Below are 17677 nucleotides of genomic sequence, written 5' to 3' on the forward strand. Positions count from 1 at the left end.
TCTAACTTCTAACCTTAGAATGGCAAATCGTCAGCGTCTTCTTCGTTTAGGTTTGTTGCTGGTGCAAAAGTTTGTGCTGCCGGCATAGGAGGAGCTTGTTGCGCAGGAGCTTCAGCAGCTAATCTTTCGATTCTCCATCCTTGGATACTATTAAAATATCTTGTTTCTCCTTGCGGATTTACCCATTCTCTACCTCTCAAGTTGATAGAAACCTTCACGGCTTCACCAATATTATAACTGCTTAGCAAATCACATTTATCTTGAGTAAATTCAATCAAAATATGTTGCGGATATTGCTCATCTGTAGTAACAACCAATTCTCTTTTTTTGAATGACGCACTTACTTGTTGCTCTGGATTAACAACTTTAATTTTCCCTAATACTTCCATCTTCTTTTTTATTTAATTATTGCTACTTAGATTTTATTTTCTTTGCTAAAAGTACTTTCCATGCCGAAAGTACATCATTGTCCAAAAGATATTTTTTGGCTTCCAAGTGCTGTTTTTCAAGGTCATCTGAGCTCAAAACAGCCTTTACCGAAAAATTTTGGTCTACAAATATACTAACTTCCTCTTTAGTAGGCAAGGATTCAATGTTCCCTAACATCCCTAAATCGTTCCCATCAAAGACCGAACTGCTCTTTACAAAATCAGGAATAGCATCTACTCCAATCCCAAGAGTTGTAAGCGGTTTTGGCACCTCAAAAAGTCCTTGGTTGGATCTGGAATACCAATTACCGCCCATTCTGGAAACCAAATCAATCTTATGCTGATCGATGGCTCCATTTTCATTAAGAACTGCTTCATTGATATGGATACGTAATACTTCGCAAAGAATTAAATTTCCGGCGCCGCCCTCGGTTCCCAAAGCAATTATCTGCGTCACTTTGCACTCAAACTGCACGGGCGATTCTTTTACCCTGTATGGTTTTACTACTTCTGATGGAATTGGTGTAAATCCGGATTTTAGAAACTCATCAACTCCTTCAGCATACTCTGTGCTGGCCAAAGAAGTCTGCTGCACCATATCATAATTCACAACGTTGATAACAACTTCAGAATTGGCCTCGGCATTGATTAAAGTGTGTTTAACCGTGTTATCTCTCACACGCCTTGCCGGTGAAAAAATCAATATCGGCGGATTAGAACTGAAAACATTGAAAAAACTAAAGGGCGACAAATTTGGTACACCATTTTTCCCAATAGTACTCGCAAAAGCAATAGGCCGTGGCCCGACAGCACTTTGCAAATATCCTTGCAGTTTTACAGTATCAATGCTTTTTGGATCGACGGTAATCATAGGTTTTTTATTTGGACAAAAATAGCAAAATAGCGTTTAGATTATCGATTATCCAAACAAATTAAATTTACAAAATCATTGCAAATACAAAATTAATTTTCAATTAAGTCAATTGGTCGAATCTAGTAAAGCAATTGTTGTATAATGTGTTTCTTGTATTCTAAAATTTATATTTATCCAATTCTATTGCTTCGTCAAAGTAACTCTTAAATTTTTCTGATAATTCTACATCCTTAAATTTTACGATTGTATATGAACTATCCCAAGCAGTTATTTCAAAAACCGCGTTTTCAACTTGAAATTCATCATTCTTCCAAACGTTATCATTTCCTTCAACGTAAGGAAAGTTTTCTTTATCAAATTTCGGATTTTCAGATTTTTTTACGGCAGAAATCACACCCCAAATAATTTGAACATTTAATTCGATTACATTTTTAAAATTTTCGGAAGAAAGTATTGAATAATTTTCACAGAAATCAATAGGAATTTCTTGTTTTGAAAAATTTACAAGGTCTAAATCTGACACTAACCAATTAAATTCTGATATGTCTATCCATGATGAATCTAAAAGATTATTTAAATGTGTATGACAATGCAATTTCTTCGTGCTTCTAATTATCCAATTCAAAATTTATCTTTATTACGTTATGGTATTTTAACATAGCATACAAAGTGCCGCGGCTTGCGATAGTGCCGAAGCCAGCGACCTCTGTATTTTCTGTTTAAGATAAATATTTTCGTGAAGAAAAAACGTCAAGGTAACAAAACAATCTAGCCATTATTGCAAACCGCTCTTATGTGTTGTGCTTATAAAGCGTAAGTTCTAATAGCATCAACTATACTTTCAGTATTCCATCTAACATCAATTTTTGACCTTGTGTATACTTCTGCAGAAACTCTTTGTTGTCCCCACGGTATTACACCAATAATAGGAATTCCATAACTCTTTGCGACTTCCATTTCCCAAATCATCCAATCACTATGTGATGCGTATATTCCTGCCAATGCCAACACAACATTCGATTGAGCTATTTTATTTCTTAAAACTGATTTGATGTAGTTTGCATTTTCAGAATTGATAGGTACGTCCCTTGTGGCTTCCGTAAACTCAACATTAAAATAGCCTCTTTCATTTAAGAGCCTTTGTAATCCAAGTAAATCGCTGTGATAAGTCCAAGAGTGGCTTATAAATATTTTATAATCTTTGGCCATAATTTATTTTTTCAAATTTATAATGTGCTCTCTAGATTTTTCATATGTTTCTTTTTCCCAATTCACATTAGTGAGTTCATAAAACTTTTGTTCATATTCTTTATGAAGAGCTTGATTGTTTAAAGCTAAATAACAATTTGACAATGTAGCATAAATCCATTTTAAATCACTTCTTTTTAGAAAATCGTCATCATTTTCCAGTTCTTCAATTATTTCAATAATTGATTCTCTAGTTTTTTGCGCCTCCAATTTATAGTAAATTTTTTCATCTGAATTTGTTGTTGTTTCTGATTTGAAATCTAGGCATAATGCATAATTTTCTCCTGTGTAATAATATGAATTAATTGTAAAGCCCTTTTTATAATACTTAATTGCTCTGTCTAAGTATTCAATTGTAGCATCATTTTTCAACCATAAACGTTTGTAAATTGCACCAGTTACCCCTAGAGTTTCAGGATCATTTGTTGTTCGTCCTTCAGGCTCTAATTTGTTGATAATTGTTAAAGCATCTGTTAGGGCAATATTCTCGTCTACATTCTTATTCTTATATGTACATACTGCTAATTGCTGAATAAAATAAGTATCATCCTGAATTTTTTCAATAGCTTTTTTCCAATATTTTGCCGCTTCTTCAAAATTACTATTTAACATTTCTAATTTAGCTTGCTCCACAAGAGCAAAAATAGTTTTCTCTTTATCGGCTAAATCTTTAATAATTTGAATATATTCTTCTTCGGGTAAAATATATGGTTTTACAGATTGTATGTGTTGGAATAATGGACTGTCAACTTCCTTGGATTTATCTACTTCTGTAATCAGTTTTGTTAATTGTGTTCTACATCTTTCTGCTTCAGTTACTCCTATGTCTTCTCCCATATGAGAATAAGTAAAAGTTTTATTGTGATTTATGTCGAAAGGAATATTTCCGTCTTTCTCTTTCATAATTATTGTCGAAAAAGGTTTTGCAGCATGCCTAACGCCGAGTTCATAAATTGCATTTGGATTAAATGTGGTAATATCTGCAATAACTAAATCTGAGTATATTAAGAGACCATACATGCTCTTGTCGATTAATCCGGATTCTAAAACTTCATCACCTCTTACACATTCAAAGCCAGCATTTTCAACGGCAGGCTTGATTATGTTTTGGTATGTTTTATCTAAATCAAAAGTTTTCCCTAATGTTGGGTCGGTTTTTTTTCCATATCCCATTATAACAAAGCATATTTTTTTCATTGAATTGAATTTTATTAAGTATAGTTGTGAAGCATAACACATAACGTGTTTATAACCGAAACAAACCTTCGTTTATACACCCAAAACCAGGTAGATTGGTGAAGGTTTGTTTCTCTTTATCGTTTTTCAAATATATTGTTTTTTTCTTACAAATCATCCGATAAACACTTGATTTATTGCAAACTTTTCGTACTTACATAAGTGTGTATTTTAGTTGTTTTGCTGTATTGCAAATTTCTATTATCAACTTCTAATCTTTGGGTTACTCCAAACGCAGCGTTTCTAGTTTGAAAAAATTCAGAATTGTAAAATTTATTATGACCGCTAATGCCCTAGCCCTGATAGAAGTGGAAAGCCCGGAATATCGATGGCTTACATTTTATACTGTGGAAAAGCGACCAAAGGAAGCTCTTGCCACTGTATAAAAATGTTGCCAGCGAGATGAGGACTTGCAACGGACAGCAGGAATAGCTCCAAATAACGATTTTTGGAACAACACAATGCTAAGTCTAATATTTCGTTATATTTATACCACAAATTTACTTTTATGAATTTTTCCGAAAATAGCAACCCAATACGTTGGATCATTATTTTTATCTCCTTTTTGATAATTGCCATTATCCTTTGGAATACCTATACTTTTTTCCAGATTTTCAAAAATGAAGAAAGAGTAAAAATGCATCTTTGGGCTACTGCAACAAAGACTTTAATCAATGCTCAGGAAAATACAGAAGTCGATTTACCGCTTCAAATTTTCGACAACAACACCACTATTCCAGTGGTTTTAACCGAAAATGACAGTATTATAAATTCTAAAAATGTTGACGAGGAAATCTTAAAAAACAAAACCAAAGCTACCGAATATCTAAACGAATTAAAAAGTCAAAACGAGCCTATCAAAATTATTTATGCTCCTGGAAAATCACAAGAATTGTATTATGGTAACTCCTCATTGATTGCCAAACTGAAGTATTACCCAATCGCTTTGTCGCTTATCATTGTTTTGTGTGGTATTCTTATTTATAATTTTTACCTCAGCCATAAAATATCTACCCAAAACAAGTTATGGGCAGGAATGGCCAAAGAAACAGCCCATCAAATAGGGACTCCGCTTTCGTCTTTAATTGGTTGGCTGGAGATTTTAAAAATGGAAAATATTGATGATTCGATTACTATTGAAATCGAAAAAGACATCGAACGATTGCAAACGATTACTGATAGATTTTCTAAAATTGGCTCTGAACCCAAATTAGAATTAAGAGATGCTGTTGAAGAAACCAAACAATCTTACAACTATCTAATTTCACGTTTTTCTGATCGCATTGAATTTTCGTTTAAAGGGCCTTCAAAACCTATAAACATAATGCTAAACCCGACATTGCACAGTTGGACTATAGAAAATCTGATCAAAAATGCTATTGATGCAATGAAAGGTAGAGGAAAACTGTCTATGGACATAGAAGAAGACGCGCATCATATAAAAATTAATGTAACAGATACCGGCAGCGGTATCCCAAAAAAAGAATTCCACCGTATTTTCGAAACTGGTTTTACCACCAAAAAAAGAGGTTGGGGTCTCGGACTTTCGTTAACCAAAAGAATTGTAGAAGAATACCACAAAGGAACCATCAAAGTACTGCATTCTGAAATAGGAAAAGGAACTACAATGCAAATTAGTTTGAGGAAAAGCTGAAATTTTATCTAACCGGAATTCCAAACCAAGTCACCTTGGTAAACATTGTTTTTCGTGCCGATTTACTTTTGCTTAAATAATCGTTCACAAATTTCTCCTGAACTTCAATTTGTTTGAGGACATCAATGATTGCGTCTTTTAATGATCTCACATTAGCATAATTCTCGTTACTATATGAGCCAATCTTATAAATCCGATTCTGGCAATCCAGCATTTTTTGCTTTGGCGTTTCGATCATCGATTTAATATCGTCATCGGGTAAGGTTGGTTTGAATTTATTATTTCGATAATTAATAAAATCATTAAACATCGTTATTGCCAGATTAAAATCATCACTAATTACCCTCATTTTATCCATCGCCTCGTTGTTCTGTCTTGCGTCAACTTCGCTCTTTTTGGAAAGAACCATTTCCTTAATCAAATTATTCTTGACACCATTTTTCTCTATTCTAACCAATGCCGTTTTCGCTTTATCCAAATCCGACATTTTATCATAACTTTCGATTTGAGCGACAAAATCAAAATTAGGTTTCGTTTTATCCAACAACGTTTTTCCGTCAATAAACTCCTGATTTGTAATTGGGTAATTTAAAAATTGCCACATATAATCAAAAGGCATATGATTAGTTATAAATTGACTTGGCGCTACCTTATAATTGAGGTTATTAAATTTTTTAAAAAACTTTCTTTGGCTTACATAACCAGCTCCCCAGGTAGGATCAAAAAGCCACCAAACATTATCAATTCGAGCTGCGCACCAAGCGTGTGACAATATATCGACTTTCCCGTTTTGTTTCGTATAACCACTTATAACATAGGATTTGATTCCCACTTTTGCGGCAATATCATTAAAAACCTCAGCATAATGCATACAAACTCCTTTTTTATTAAGTACCGCATTTTTTATTTTGTCCTGTGTTATTTCTTTGACATCAATAGCACCCAAATACTCGACATCATAGCTAATATTTGAGGCCGTCCAATAAAAAGCAGCCCTTGTTTTATCATTTTCAGATTTAAAATTGGCATTGATATATTCTGCAATTCCTTCGGTTGAAGTACTTAAATTGGAGGGAATTTTGTCCATTTTAGCATCAACCAAAGCATAAATACTTTTGGTTTGGCCAAAACCAACAACAGTAAACATTAAAAATAAAATTATACGCTTCATAACCTTTCTTTTTCATCTATAAAAAAACACGAACCTTTTTAGAAGATCCGTGTTTTATCACTTTATATTTCATTTACAAATTTGCCTGAATATCTTTCGCTAAAGATTCGAATTCTTCTTTGGTCAAACTCACTTTGTGCCGGAATGACATTTCGCCCATTTCATTCAAAGGAATCAAATGAACGTGTGCATGAGGCACTTCAAGTCCAATCACGGCGACTCCTACTCTATTGCAAGGCACCGTTTTTTCTAATGCAATTGCCACTTTCTTCGAGAAAACCATCAATCCCAGATACAAATCATCTTCTATATCAAAAAACTTGTCTACTTCTTTCTTAGGAATACAAAGTGTATGCCCTTTTGCATTCGGGTTTATATCAAGAAAAGCCAAGAAGTTCTTGTCCTCTGCTACTTTGTAGCAAGGAATTTCTCCGTCAATAATTTTTTTGAAAATAGTACTCATTTTGAAATTAGATATTAGAAGTTAGAAAAAAGAAAATAGAACTTTCTGATTACTGAAAACTGATCACTAAACTACTCTCTGGTAATTTCTAGAATTTCAAATTTGAGGACACCGTTAGGAACAGTAATTTCAGCAACTTCACCAACTTTTTTACCCAACAAACCTCTCCCTATAGGTGACGTAACCGAGATTTTACCGGTTTTCAAATCGGCTTCACTTTCTGCAACCAATGTGTATTTCATTTCCATACCGTTCGTTTGGTTTTTGATTTTCACATTAGACAAAACCAAAACCTTAGACAAGTCCAAATTAGACTCGTCTATCAATCTTGCATTAGCATGAATTTCTTCCAATTTGGCAATTCTCATTTCAAGCATTCCTTGAGCTTCTTTGGCTGCATCATATTCTGCATTTTCAGATAAATCCCCTTTATCCCTTGCTTCTGCAATGGCTTGAGATGCTTTAGGCCTTTCAATACTTTTTAATTGATCTAATTCTTCTCTTAATTTTTTTAATCCTTCGGCTGTGTAATACGATACTGCGCTCATAATTTCATCATTTATATAAAATAGAAAAAATCCCATCAGGACGGGATTTCTTTCCACAAAGATACTATATTTTTGTTTCTAGTCTACAATTATATGTTAATCGTAACGTTTTCAAAGTTAAATAATTTAAATTTGTTTCGCTAATACTTTATACTTAATTTCTAATAATGAAATGAGCATGATCAAATCTTGATATAAAACCCCAATTTTGATATGCGAATTCCATATTACCAAAAAAAAGCAAATATTATCTTTATATGAAAAAATTCATCCTTATAATTGTGACATCCTTGTTTTTTATGGGATGCAGTGATAACGAAAATTCCAATAAAAACCCTTATCTGCCCAATTACAGTTTTTCGGTAGACCTCAACCTGAATCTGCCTACATATTCTCCTCTAAAATATGCCAGTAATGCCGTCTATTATTCAGGAGTTGGCGTAAGTGGTATTATCGTTTTCAATACAGGAAGTGGTTACAATGCATTTGATGCAGCCTGTCCTAACCAAGAAGCCGGAAGCTGTACAGCAATGACCATCAAAGGAGTCAATGCTCTTTGTTCTTGTGACAGCAAAGAATACAGTTTATTCACCGGTCAGGGAAATATGCCTTATCCTTTAAAAGCATATCGTGTTCAGGTAATAAATGAAACCCTTATTAGAATTAGCAACTAACAATGCCAAAAGTCAATTGCAATAGCAATATCAAAAATCAATTTCAAAAACTCTAAATTCTAAAATATAACTTGGGCGTGCCACCATAAAGAAAAGGAGCCAAATCATCATAATGGTGATTCGGCCCCTTTCCTTTTTGCTGTCGGGCTATACGCGTTACAAGGTAACTTGCTTCAAATGAAATTCACTGAACACCTATGAAATTAAATGTATCGTGAAGTAATCCCTCACGCAAAAACGAGAACATTTTATACCAAAAGGGACTATCCAAAAATCTTGAACAGCACTTTTTATATGTTATATTTATTGTTTTTTATTGGTCAATATATAATTCGCATATCAACATTGGTATTTTCGACTAATTTCCGGTCATTCTCATTTCAGATACTTTTTCTAAACTAAAACTTCAAACTCAATCCAACCAGAAAATTAATTCCCGCTTGCGGATAATAAAAATTCTCTGTTATAGGATTATCTGTCGCCCCTTGTGGTCGATAATAATAACTGTAAGTATATCCATTTGAAACATACTCTTTATCAAAAATATTATTTACCAATAAATTAAACCCAATTTCATTAATCCATTTTGGTTTTAACTTATATGAAACGGAAAGATTATTCACAAAATAGGCCTCCATACTTTTGCTATTTGTCGAAGTATTGTCCAAATATTGTTTGCCTACATATTTCGATATAAATGCAAAATCTAAATTATTGACTGGCTCATAAGATAAAGTTACACCAACAATAGTTTCTGGCGAAAAAGAAATATCTGTATTTTTATACTGTGTGATAACAGGTGTATAGGACACAACATCGTATGTATTTGGGTCGTATTGCGTGTCATAAACTAGATAATCAAAAGCCTTGATTTTATTTTGGCTAAAAGTGGCATTAGCGTCAATGCGTAATTGTTTCGATATTTTGTAGCCCATTTGAAGCTCTATTCCGGCTCTATAACTTTTGGATACATTTTGGCGAACCCCATTTCCTACATCATCCAATTCACCGGTAAGCACCAATTGATTATTGTAATCCATATAATAAAAATTTACCGAAGAAATCATTTTTTCCGATTTCAGTTTATATCCCAATTCATAATCAATAAGCTGTTCGGGTTTGGGTTCGGTTGGATTTTTGGTCAAATCATCTCCATTTGGCTCACGATTTCCAACAGCAACTGATCCATAAATTGTATTTTTAGAATTCAATAGATAAGTCAGTCCAGCTTTTGGATTAAAAAAAGAATATTTTTTGTCAATATTTATTGTTGCCAAACTTGATGATAGTCCCGACGATTTAAAACTTACATCTCTAAATTGTACGTCGGCAAAACCGATAAACTTATCAGCAAATTGATACTCTCCTTTTAGATAAATACTTGTATCTTCTTTTAAGATGTCACTCTCATAATATCTTACAGAATAAGGCAAAGCTGTTTGAAACTGACTCCAAATAACCTCCCCAAAATGAGATCCGTCATATTTATTGTAACCTCCCCCCAAGTTAAAATTAAGTCTATCTTTACTATAATTTAACGAGTATACTAAAGCATAAAAATCACTTGTAGCCCATTTTCGACGTATTACATCACTTGTATCATCCCCATTTGCACTTGAAGGGAAATAATTTTTGAATTTATCATCTGATTTAAATTCTTCATAATAGCCTTTTCCCGGCGTAAAATTCCCCGAAATCACAGACGATAAATTATCATTAAATTTATGTGAATAATGCAATTGATAATGATATTGCTCATAATTATCTGTCTGATTATCATAAGTATAATAATTATAAGTCCTACCTGAATACAACAAATTGTGCGCTTCTGATTCCGAACTATAATTTCTTTCTATAAAAGCATTGATTCCATCAACATCCCCATTCACAACTGCTTCCGGTGCCCCATACCAAGATTGATATGTTTTTTCCTTTCCTCCAAAAACAATTGCTTTCACAGAGTTATTCTGACCGATATAACCTGCCTCGGTATAAAATGATTTTAAATCTGATGTAGCTCGATCAATATAACCGTCACTTGCAATTTTGGATAGTTTTCCAGTGGCATAAAAACCATTTTTGATACCCGAACTTACACTTAAAGTATGCTTTCTAGTACCAAACGACCCAAAAGAATTGGAAATCATTGCAAAACCTCCTTCAGATGGTTTTTGTGTTTTTAAGTTCATACTTGCCCCAAACGCCCCTGATCCATTGGTAGAAGTACCAACACCCCGTTGTAGCTGAACATCTTCAAGCGAAGAAGCAAAATCGGGTAAATCCACAAAGTATGTCCCTTGGCTCTCGGCGTCGTTATAAGGAATTCCATTAATGGTAACATTTACGCGTGTTGCATCGCTTCCGCGTACCCTAATACTTGTATACCCAACTCCTGCACCAGCATCTGAAGTTGTAACAACAGATGGTAATTGATCTAATAAAATGGGCAAATCCTGTCCTAAATTATTTTTTTCCAATTCTTTTTTTGTAACGTCTGTAAAGGGAAAAGGAGATTTATCTTTTACTCTGGTAGCCTTCAACAAAACCTCATCAAGCTGGTTCACTTTTGTAGTGTCTTTTACTTTTTCCTGAGAAAAAGAGACAATAGATGATAAAATAAAGAGAATAGAAAATAAAACTGATACTTTAGTCTTTGTACTTTGTATTTCGTACTTAGTATTTTGTAAATGAATTGAAGTTTTCATCCGTAATTGATTTACGAATAAAAGGGGGAATTATTCTTTTGTTTAATTAATAAATGATTATCCTACGACAAAAGTTAGTTTAAAATCTATTTTTGTCGTTTTTTCCCTTGGCAGCATTACCCGCCCAGGTTCTTTGGGTATGATCTCAGCTTTATTCTGAACTAGTTTCAGAATCTGAAATAAATTCAGATTTAAGCACCCCTTTGAGACGGCGCAAAGGTAGGCAAAAAAAGCTTTAAGATAAAAGCATAAAGTGCTAAGATTTGTTATACACTGATTCTTATCCCTTTATTAAAACTCTGGCTTTCTCCTGTTCTGCTTTACCTCCGATGCTCTTTTTTTATCCTTAATTCTTTTTCGGATTACCGATTTTGGAATTTTAGTAGCCTTCCGAATTTTTGGAACATACAATCCCTTTTCAATAATATCCAAAAACCGTTTGGTGACGATTTCCTTGTTTTTAATTTGGCTTCTATCTTCGTCACAATTTAATATTAATACTAAATCTGAAGTAAGTCTGTTATGTAAATTGGACTCCAACAACAGTTTTTCTTCTTCAGAAAATCCTTGAGAATTAGCCAAGTCAAAAGTCAGCACCACCTTGGACGAAACCTTATTTACATTTTGTCCTCCAGCGCCGCTGCTTCTTACTGCCTTATATTTCACCTCAGAGAGGATCGTTTGAATTTCCACTTTATAACGGTTGATGAACAGGTTTCAATAAATCATTTACAGTTTTCACAGGACTGAAAGTAAACAAAGGCACTTCTACAAAAACAGTTAACCAATTAGCCATTGCTCCATTCCATAATCCAGGAAGTTCATAAGCTTTTAAATCGATCCCTCCACTATTTTTATGCACAATAAATCCGCTGTTAGAATCAATAAATTCCTTTAAATCGAATTTCTCGCTTCGGTAATTCTTCAATCCACAAACCAAATCCACAGGGTTAAAATGAGTAGAATTAGTTAGTATTTTCAATTGTTCAGCATTATTTAAATCAACCTGTGAAGTCTCAACAATTTGCAATGACTGTCTCCCATCGGCACCCATTACCCAAAATGGTCCACCACCTGGCTCTCCTTCATTTTTTACCATTCCACAAACACGTATTGGTCTATTGAGTGTTTCCTTTAATTTACTGATTTGATTCTTCAATCGAAACTTATGGAAATCATCATTCAGTTCGATATTCAACTCATTTTTCAGAAAAACCAAAATTTCATTTATTTTTTCCGGTGCAGTTTCATCACTATCCAATTCTTTTAAGTACTCAAAAATCTGATGTTGCAACTCTATTAAAACTCCAGCCAAAGCTTTTTTATAAAAAGAAACCGGTTTAATATTGTTTTGACTTACATTGTCAATATTTTTAATAAATACGACATCAGCGTCAATTGCATTTAGATTTTCAATCAAAGCACCATGACCTCCCGGCCTAAAAACCAACATTCCATTTTCATCTCTAAAGGGCTTATTATCCAAATCAACAGCAACGATATCTGTCTCTTTCTTTTGATAAGAATAACTAACATGAATAGTTGAATTCGATTTAACTTCAATTTCCCCTTTCACTTTTTCTACGATTTCCTCAAATTGAGCTTGATGATTTTCTGAAACCGTCAAATGCAAATCGGATTGATTATTTGAAGTGGCATAAAAAGCACACTCATACAAATGCTCTTGAATTGGAGCCGCAATATGGTCTTTATATCTATGAAAAGGAAGAATCCCTTTAGGTTTATTGGCATAGTTAAAATACTCCGGAGACAGAAGCATTTTTATAAAATAATAATTTTTATAATCACGCGGCAAACTATCAAAATCAGGATATACTTCTTTCAGCTTTTTATATACCTCTTCAAAAAATGGAAATTTATCCATTCCAACAATAAAAAGCGACAATTCAGTATCCTTTTTCCGATTGATATAGGCGTTAATACTTTCATTTTCTATATCAAATTCATTCAGAAAAGCGCTTAGGAACTTAAACATTCTTGTTGCCGCACCAGAAGCAGGAACAAATTTCTTCAATTTCAGTTTTGATTTATTGACATCAAAAAAACTGGTTTTTTGTTCAAAATCAGATTCCTGCAATTTCAGAATTCCATTATTTACTGTCGCCGGATTAACCAAAACACTTTTTGAAATTCCTTTTTTATAAAAATCAAATTGTTTTTTTATGTTTTCCAAAGGAATTCCGTGCTCATGAATTTGTAAAAAATCATAAGAGGTAAACCCCATCCGTAAAGCCGTTGTCAAATCTTCAATAATCGCAACCGCTTTCTTTAGTCGGGTTTCCTTATCACCAGAAATAGTAATAAAAGGCTTTTTATTATCAATCAACGATTGTTTGAATGCCCCAAAAATATCTTCCCGTCCATCTGGGCTGTCTCGCAAACCGTCATCTTCCCATGGTACATCAATATCTGTTAAAAAAAACAAATCATATTGATGGGCACGAGCCGCTTTGTCCAATAATGAATCGCAGAAATTATAGTACAATTCCGAAAATACTTTGGTTACCAACAAATTGGTATCACAAAAAAGATATTCATTAGCAACAAGAGCACCTTCATTTTCCAATTTGGTTTGACCATAAGCGATAGGCAACATGTCGTCTATATCACAAATTCCACGGCCACTATCCAGTTTTTCCTGAAGATAATCGCGTGCAAATTCAGGAACCCAAACCGTTTTATAATATTCGGCGAGCTGGGTGGCCAATGTAGTTTTCCCGGTAGATTCCGGGCCAAATATGGCAATTTTTATAATTGGTGAAGCTCCAGATTTTGCGAGCTGCTCAAGATTTTCTTCCATTCTAAATAGCCATAAACGGCGATAATTGTAAATACTGTATATTGAAAACTCGTAAAGGTATATCCTTTTGCGAAATAAAGCGGTATCGAAAGCAAATCCCCTACTATCCAAAAGATCCAATTTTCTATTTTTCTTTTGGCCATCAACCACATTCCCACAAAAAAGATTGCAGTCAAAAGGGTATCCACATACGAATACCAAGTCGTAAATTTATCAAAATAAATATAGACCAGAATCACAAAAACGAGCGTTAACACAAATATAATCAACGAAATAATTTTTTCTTTAGCAGTTGTTACCGAAACCGGAAATTCATCAACATTATCTTTTTTTCGTGTCCAGTGGTACCAACCATAAATACTCATTATGAAATAATACACGTTAATCATGGAATCACCCAACAAACTCCATTGCCAAAGCAAATAAGCATAAATCGAAGTACTGATTAATCCCGTGGGAAAAACCCAAATATGATCTTTCTTGGCATACCAAACACTCAGAAGCCCAAAAAATACAGCAATCAATTCCATATACACCTCATGCAGAGGATAATCTTTATATTGGGCAAAAAAATAATCAAACATTTTTTTTTGATTTTATTTACAGAGACATCGCATGCGATGTCTTTACCTGTTTAAGACATTACGTGCAATGTCTTTACGTATTAAAAAATTCTGCGTCGTTTTCAAATGCAGTTCCAATGACAACCAAATCCGCTCCTGCCTCATGCGCTTTTTGAATGCCCTGCAAATCTATAATTCCGCCTCCAACAATTAAGGGGATTTCAATATTATTTGACACTTTTTTTATCATTTCAAAAGGGACCGCTTGTTTGGCGCCACTTCCCGCTTCGAGATAAATAAGTTTATGCCCCAACATTTCACCCGCCTGAGCCGTGTACATCGCATAATCATGATTATTCCTGTCTAATGGCTTTGTATTACTCACCCTTGCCACCGCTGTTTCACTACCGCTTTCAATCAACATATAACCCGTCGAAATAATTTCGAGTTGGGTTTTCTTCAAAATCGGTGCGGCGTCCACTTGATGTTTTATCAAATAATCCGGATTCCGGCCTGATATAAGTGACAAAAACAAAATTCCATCGGCATTGTCTGAAATTTGAGACGGATTACCCGGAAAAAGAACAATTGGTAAATTTACCTTTTGTTTTAAGTTAACTATCAATTCATCCAAAATATTGTTTCGGACATGGCTTCCGCCAATAAAAACATGTGTTGCCGGCGATTGAATAATTTTTTGGATCAAATAATCTAAATTTTCCCAAACAATTTTATCGGGATCCAGAAGAATCGCAAGCAATTTTCTGTTTTCAATTTTGGCTTGAATTATAGCATCGTAAATTTTCATCATAAGCTTTGCACAGAGTTTTGCTAAGAGGGCACAAAGCTACACAAAGATTTAAAATTATTCATTGCTCTTTCATGCACGAATTACTTCTCCTATTCGCTATCGCTCGAGCCACGAATTTTCATTAAAATCTTTGCAAGACTCTGTATAATTCTCTGCGAATCTCTGCGAAATAATATTTTTATTCAAATGCGTACACGAGTGTGAAATTTTGTTCTAAACCATTTTTATCATTTGATTTGAATTCCTCAAAACAAACATTGAAATCCCTGATTATACTGTCAAAATGAAGTTCGGTAGTAGTTTGCAGATCTTTCAATTCAAAAGAGTTTACTTTAATATGATCTTTGAAACTGATTCCTTTTTCATTTCTGATTTTAAAAATAGCTTCTTTAACACCCCAAACCACGGTTAGTTTGCGAATGTATGCTGAATTTTCCGAAGGATTTAAAAAAGAGAACTCACTATCGATGAACTTATCGGCGATGCGGATAATTTTTTCACGCTGTAATTCGATATCAATCCCAACCACTTTGTCACTCAAAATAATAGCCGAAAATTGATGGGAGTGCGTAATCGAAATATGTTTGCCATCGTGCAAATGCGGTTTCCCGAATTCGTCATAATACAAATCAAAATCGGTATAACCCGCCAACTGAAACAATTTACGAACACTTAGAAAAGCACGTTGGTGAATTTCGGATTTCATGCATTTCAAGCGATTCAAGTTGCTCTCATTAAGAACAACTGCTTCAAAAAGTTCCTGATAGGACTCGGTTATTTCCCAAACGAGGATTTGGGTTGAGGGATTTAAGGTTATGGTTTTGTATAATGGCATTTGATTCCTGATTTTAGATTAACGATTTCTGATTTTAGATTTTTAGCCCAACACTTAAAAACAATTTTAGCCCTACATCAAAACTCGATGAATGATGCAATTCTAAATCGTTAATTCTTAAATCATTAATCTACAATCTTAAATCCTTTTTTTTTCTAAAGTTATTACCTAAATTTGCAAAAAAATTACAATTTTACAAATATACTATAAATGAGTACAACGACTACGCCTTATGTGGCTTTCAAAGTAAAAGACATTTCTCTAGCTGCCTGGGGAAGAAAAGAAATTGAACTAGCTGAAGCTGAAATGCCAGGATTAATGGCTCTTCGTGCAGAATACAAAGATGAGCAACCTCTTAAAGGTGCTCGTATTGCCGGATGTTTGCACATGACGATTCAAACTGCTGTTTTGATCGAAACATTGATTGCTCTTGGTGCCGAAGTGACTTGGAGTTCTTGTAACATTTTCTCTACTCAAGATCAGGCTGCTGCTGCTATTGCTGCTGCCGGAATTCAAGTTTATGCTTGGAAAGGTCTTGATGAGGAATCTTTTGACTGGTGTATCGAACAAACATTGTTCTTTGGTGAAGAAAGAAAACCATTGAACATGATTCTTGACGATGGTGGAGATTTGACTAATATGGTTATTGACCGTTACCCTGAATTGGTTCCTGGAATCAAAGGATTGTCTGAAGAAACTACTACTGGTGTTCACAGATTGTACGAAAGAGTAAAAGCGGGAACATTGCCAATGCCGGCTATCAACGTAAACGACTCGGTTACTAAATCGAAATTTGACAACAAATACGGATGTAAAGAATCGGCTGTTGATGCGGTTCGTCGTGCTACTGACATCATGTTGGCTGGAAAAAGAGTTGTTGTTTGCGGATATGGTGATGTTGGAAAAGGAACTGCAGCTTCTTTCAGAGGTGCCGGTTCTATCGTAACTGTTACTGAAATTGACCCAATTTGTGCTTTACAAGCAGCAATGGACGGTTATGAAGTTAAAAGATTAGACACCGTTATTGCAAATGCCGATATCATTATCACTACAACTGGTAACAAAGACATCGTTTTGGGTTCTCATTTCGAAAAAATGAAAGACAAGACTATCGTTTGTAACATTGGACACTTTGACAACGAAATTGACATGGCTTGGTTGAACAAAAACCACGGTGCTTCAAAAATCGAAATCAAACCACAAGTTGACAAATATACTATCGCAGGAAAAGATATCATCATTTTGGCTGAAGGTCGTTTGGTAAACTTAGGTTGTGCTACGGGTCACCCAAGTTTTGTAATGAGTAACTCATTCACCAACCAAACTCTAGCTCAAATCGAATTGTGGAAAAACAGCGCTGCTTACAAAAATGAAGTTTATATGTTACCTAAACATTTGGATGAAAAAGTAGCAAGCTTACACTTAGCTAAATTAGGAGTTGAATTGGAAACTTTACGTCAAGACCAAGCGGAATACATTGGTGTTGAAGTTCAAGGTCCATTCAAACCTGAATATTACAGATACTAATTTAGTGAATAGTCATTAGTAAATAGTGATTAGTAAATAGTGATTAGCTAAAATTTCTAAATATTTAAACCCTTGCAGTCATGTGAGGGTTTTTTATTTGATATTTCATCATTTTAAAA

General features: G+C 34.1%; 17 protein-coding genes. 3 read left to right on the forward strand and 14 right to left on the reverse strand.

Annotated features, from left to right (window positions below):
- Positions 1 to 14: 14 nt before the first annotated feature.
- From OZP12_RS20410 to OZP12_RS20430, 5 genes are all read right to left on the reverse strand, one after another.
- Positions 15 to 389, reverse strand: coding sequence for a DUF3127 domain-containing protein (locus OZP12_RS20410; RefSeq protein ID WP_281226941.1), 375 nt, complete (start codon positions 387 to 389; stop codon positions 15 to 17).
- 22 nt (positions 390 to 411) lie between these two features.
- Positions 412 to 1299: a flavin reductase family protein gene (locus OZP12_RS20415; RefSeq protein ID WP_281226942.1), complete on the reverse strand. Its 888-nt coding sequence runs from the start codon at positions 1297 to 1299 to the stop codon at positions 412 to 414.
- A 160-nt stretch (positions 1300 to 1459) separates the two neighbouring features.
- Entirely contained in the window at positions 1460 to 1927 is a 468-nt protein-coding gene (locus OZP12_RS20420; protein ID WP_281226943.1) for a hypothetical protein, read from the reverse strand.
- 179 nt (positions 1928 to 2106) lie between these two features.
- The gene (locus OZP12_RS20425) at positions 2107 to 2511 is read right to left on the reverse strand and encodes a TIR domain-containing protein (RefSeq protein ID WP_281226944.1); all 405 of its coding nucleotides are present in this window, start codon (positions 2509 to 2511) and stop codon (positions 2107 to 2109) included.
- A 3-nt stretch (positions 2512 to 2514) separates the two neighbouring features.
- Positions 2515 to 3747, reverse strand: coding sequence for a TRAFs-binding domain-containing protein (locus OZP12_RS20430; protein ID WP_281226945.1), 1233 nt, complete (start codon positions 3745 to 3747; stop codon positions 2515 to 2517).
- 547 nt (positions 3748 to 4294) lie between these two features.
- Here OZP12_RS20430 and OZP12_RS20435 point away from each other — a divergent pair.
- Positions 4295 to 5440, forward strand: a complete 1146-nt coding sequence (locus OZP12_RS20435) for a sensor histidine kinase (protein WP_281226946.1) — start codon at positions 4295 to 4297, stop codon at positions 5438 to 5440.
- A 4-nt stretch (positions 5441 to 5444) separates the two neighbouring features.
- On the opposite strand, the gene OZP12_RS20440 is transcribed toward OZP12_RS20435, so the two are convergent.
- From OZP12_RS20440 to greA, 3 genes are all read right to left on the reverse strand, one after another.
- Positions 5445 to 6611, reverse strand: coding sequence for a transglutaminase domain-containing protein (locus tag OZP12_RS20440; protein WP_281226947.1), 1167 nt, complete (start codon positions 6609 to 6611; stop codon positions 5445 to 5447).
- Between the two features lie 73 nt (positions 6612 to 6684).
- Complete coding sequence (locus OZP12_RS20445; protein WP_281226948.1) at positions 6685 to 7074, reverse strand: HIT family protein; 390 nt, start codon at positions 7072 to 7074, stop codon at positions 6685 to 6687.
- A gap of 71 nt (positions 7075 to 7145) precedes the next feature.
- Entirely contained in the window at positions 7146 to 7622 is a 477-nt protein-coding gene (gene greA, locus OZP12_RS20450; protein WP_281226949.1) for a transcription elongation factor GreA, read from the reverse strand.
- A gap of 257 nt (positions 7623 to 7879) precedes the next feature.
- Here greA and OZP12_RS20455 point away from each other — a divergent pair, with 257 nt between their 5' ends.
- Entirely contained in the window at positions 7880 to 8296 is a 417-nt protein-coding gene (locus tag OZP12_RS20455; protein ID WP_281226950.1) for a Rieske (2Fe-2S) protein, read from the forward strand.
- A gap of 398 nt (positions 8297 to 8694) precedes the next feature.
- On the opposite strand, the gene OZP12_RS20460 is transcribed toward OZP12_RS20455, so the two are convergent.
- The 6 genes from OZP12_RS20460 to OZP12_RS20485 form a co-directional block, all read right to left on the reverse strand.
- A complete protein-coding gene (locus OZP12_RS20460) occupies positions 8695 to 11001 on the reverse strand; it encodes a TonB-dependent receptor (protein WP_281226951.1) in 2307 nt (768 codons plus the stop codon).
- A 291-nt stretch (positions 11002 to 11292) separates the two neighbouring features.
- On the reverse strand, positions 11293 to 11694 hold the full coding sequence (arfB, locus tag OZP12_RS20465; RefSeq protein ID WP_281226952.1) for an alternative ribosome rescue aminoacyl-tRNA hydrolase ArfB: 402 nt from the start codon (positions 11692 to 11694) through the stop codon (positions 11293 to 11295).
- A 1-nt stretch (position 11695) separates the two neighbouring features.
- Positions 11696 to 13822: a DUF4301 family protein gene (locus tag OZP12_RS20470; RefSeq protein ID WP_281226953.1), complete on the reverse strand. Its 2127-nt coding sequence runs from the start codon at positions 13820 to 13822 to the stop codon at positions 11696 to 11698.
- A complete protein-coding gene (gene pnuC, locus OZP12_RS20475; protein ID WP_281226954.1) occupies positions 13771 to 14406 on the reverse strand; it encodes a nicotinamide riboside transporter PnuC in 636 nt (211 codons plus the stop codon). The genes OZP12_RS20470 and pnuC overlap by 52 nt, the downstream gene beginning before the upstream one ends.
- Before the next feature lie 73 nt (positions 14407 to 14479).
- On the reverse strand, positions 14480 to 15196 hold the full coding sequence (locus OZP12_RS20480; protein WP_281226955.1) for a phosphoglycerol geranylgeranyltransferase: 717 nt from the start codon (positions 15194 to 15196) through the stop codon (positions 14480 to 14482).
- Positions 15197 to 15374: 178 nt separating this feature from the next.
- Complete coding sequence (locus tag OZP12_RS20485) at positions 15375 to 16031, reverse strand: 4'-phosphopantetheinyl transferase family protein (protein WP_281226956.1); 657 nt, start codon at positions 16029 to 16031, stop codon at positions 15375 to 15377.
- Between the two features lie 210 nt (positions 16032 to 16241).
- Between OZP12_RS20485 and ahcY the strand changes: the two genes are divergently transcribed.
- Complete coding sequence (ahcY, locus tag OZP12_RS20490) at positions 16242 to 17558, forward strand: adenosylhomocysteinase (RefSeq protein ID WP_281226957.1); 1317 nt, start codon at positions 16242 to 16244, stop codon at positions 17556 to 17558.
- Positions 17559 to 17677 lie beyond the last annotated feature (119 nt).

The sequence above is a fragment of the Flavobacterium aquiphilum genome, from assembly GCF_027111335.1.
In the GTDB taxonomy this organism is placed as follows: Bacteria; Bacteroidota; Bacteroidia; order Flavobacteriales; family Flavobacteriaceae; genus Flavobacterium; species Flavobacterium aquiphilum.

Excerpts from the sequence above, each read along its gene's own strand:
- OZP12_RS20410 (WP_281226941.1), bottom strand. The coding sequence starts at position 389 with ATGGAAGTATTAGGGAAAATTAAAGTTGTTAATCCAGAGCAACAAGTA.
- OZP12_RS20415 (WP_281226942.1), bottom strand. The coding sequence starts at position 1,299 with ATGATTACCGTCGATCCAAAAAGCATTGATACTGTAAAACTGCAAGGA.
- OZP12_RS20425 (WP_281226944.1), bottom strand. The coding sequence starts at position 2,511 with ATGGCCAAAGATTATAAAATATTTATAAGCCACTCTTGGACTTATCAC.
- OZP12_RS20430 (WP_281226945.1), bottom strand. The coding sequence starts at position 3,747 with ATGAAAAAAATATGCTTTGTTATAATGGGATATGGAAAAAAAACCGAC.
- OZP12_RS20435 (WP_281226946.1), top strand. The coding sequence starts at position 4,295 with ATGAATTTTTCCGAAAATAGCAACCCAATACGTTGGATCATTATTTTT.
- OZP12_RS20440 (WP_281226947.1), bottom strand. The coding sequence starts at position 6,611 with ATGAAGCGTATAATTTTATTTTTAATGTTTACTGTTGTTGGTTTTGGC.
- OZP12_RS20445 (WP_281226948.1), bottom strand. The coding sequence starts at position 7,074 with ATGAGTACTATTTTCAAAAAAATTATTGACGGAGAAATTCCTTGCTAC.
- greA (WP_281226949.1), bottom strand. The coding sequence starts at position 7,622 with ATGAGCGCAGTATCGTATTACACAGCCGAAGGATTAAAAAAATTAAGA.
- OZP12_RS20455 (WP_281226950.1), top strand. The coding sequence starts at position 7,880 with ATGAAAAAATTCATCCTTATAATTGTGACATCCTTGTTTTTTATGGGA.
- OZP12_RS20460 (WP_281226951.1), bottom strand. The coding sequence starts at position 11,001 with ATGAAAACTTCAATTCATTTACAAAATACTAAGTACGAAATACAAAGT.
- OZP12_RS20470 (WP_281226953.1), bottom strand. The coding sequence starts at position 13,822 with ATGGAAGAAAATCTTGAGCAGCTCGCAAAATCTGGAGCTTCACCAATT.
- pnuC (WP_281226954.1), bottom strand. The coding sequence starts at position 14,406 with ATGTTTGATTATTTTTTTGCCCAATATAAAGATTATCCTCTGCATGAG.
- OZP12_RS20480 (WP_281226955.1), bottom strand. The coding sequence starts at position 15,196 with ATGATGAAAATTTACGATGCTATAATTCAAGCCAAAATTGAAAACAGA.
- OZP12_RS20485 (WP_281226956.1), bottom strand. The coding sequence starts at position 16,031 with ATGCCATTATACAAAACCATAACCTTAAATCCCTCAACCCAAATCCTC.
- ahcY (WP_281226957.1), top strand. The coding sequence starts at position 16,242 with ATGAGTACAACGACTACGCCTTATGTGGCTTTCAAAGTAAAAGACATT.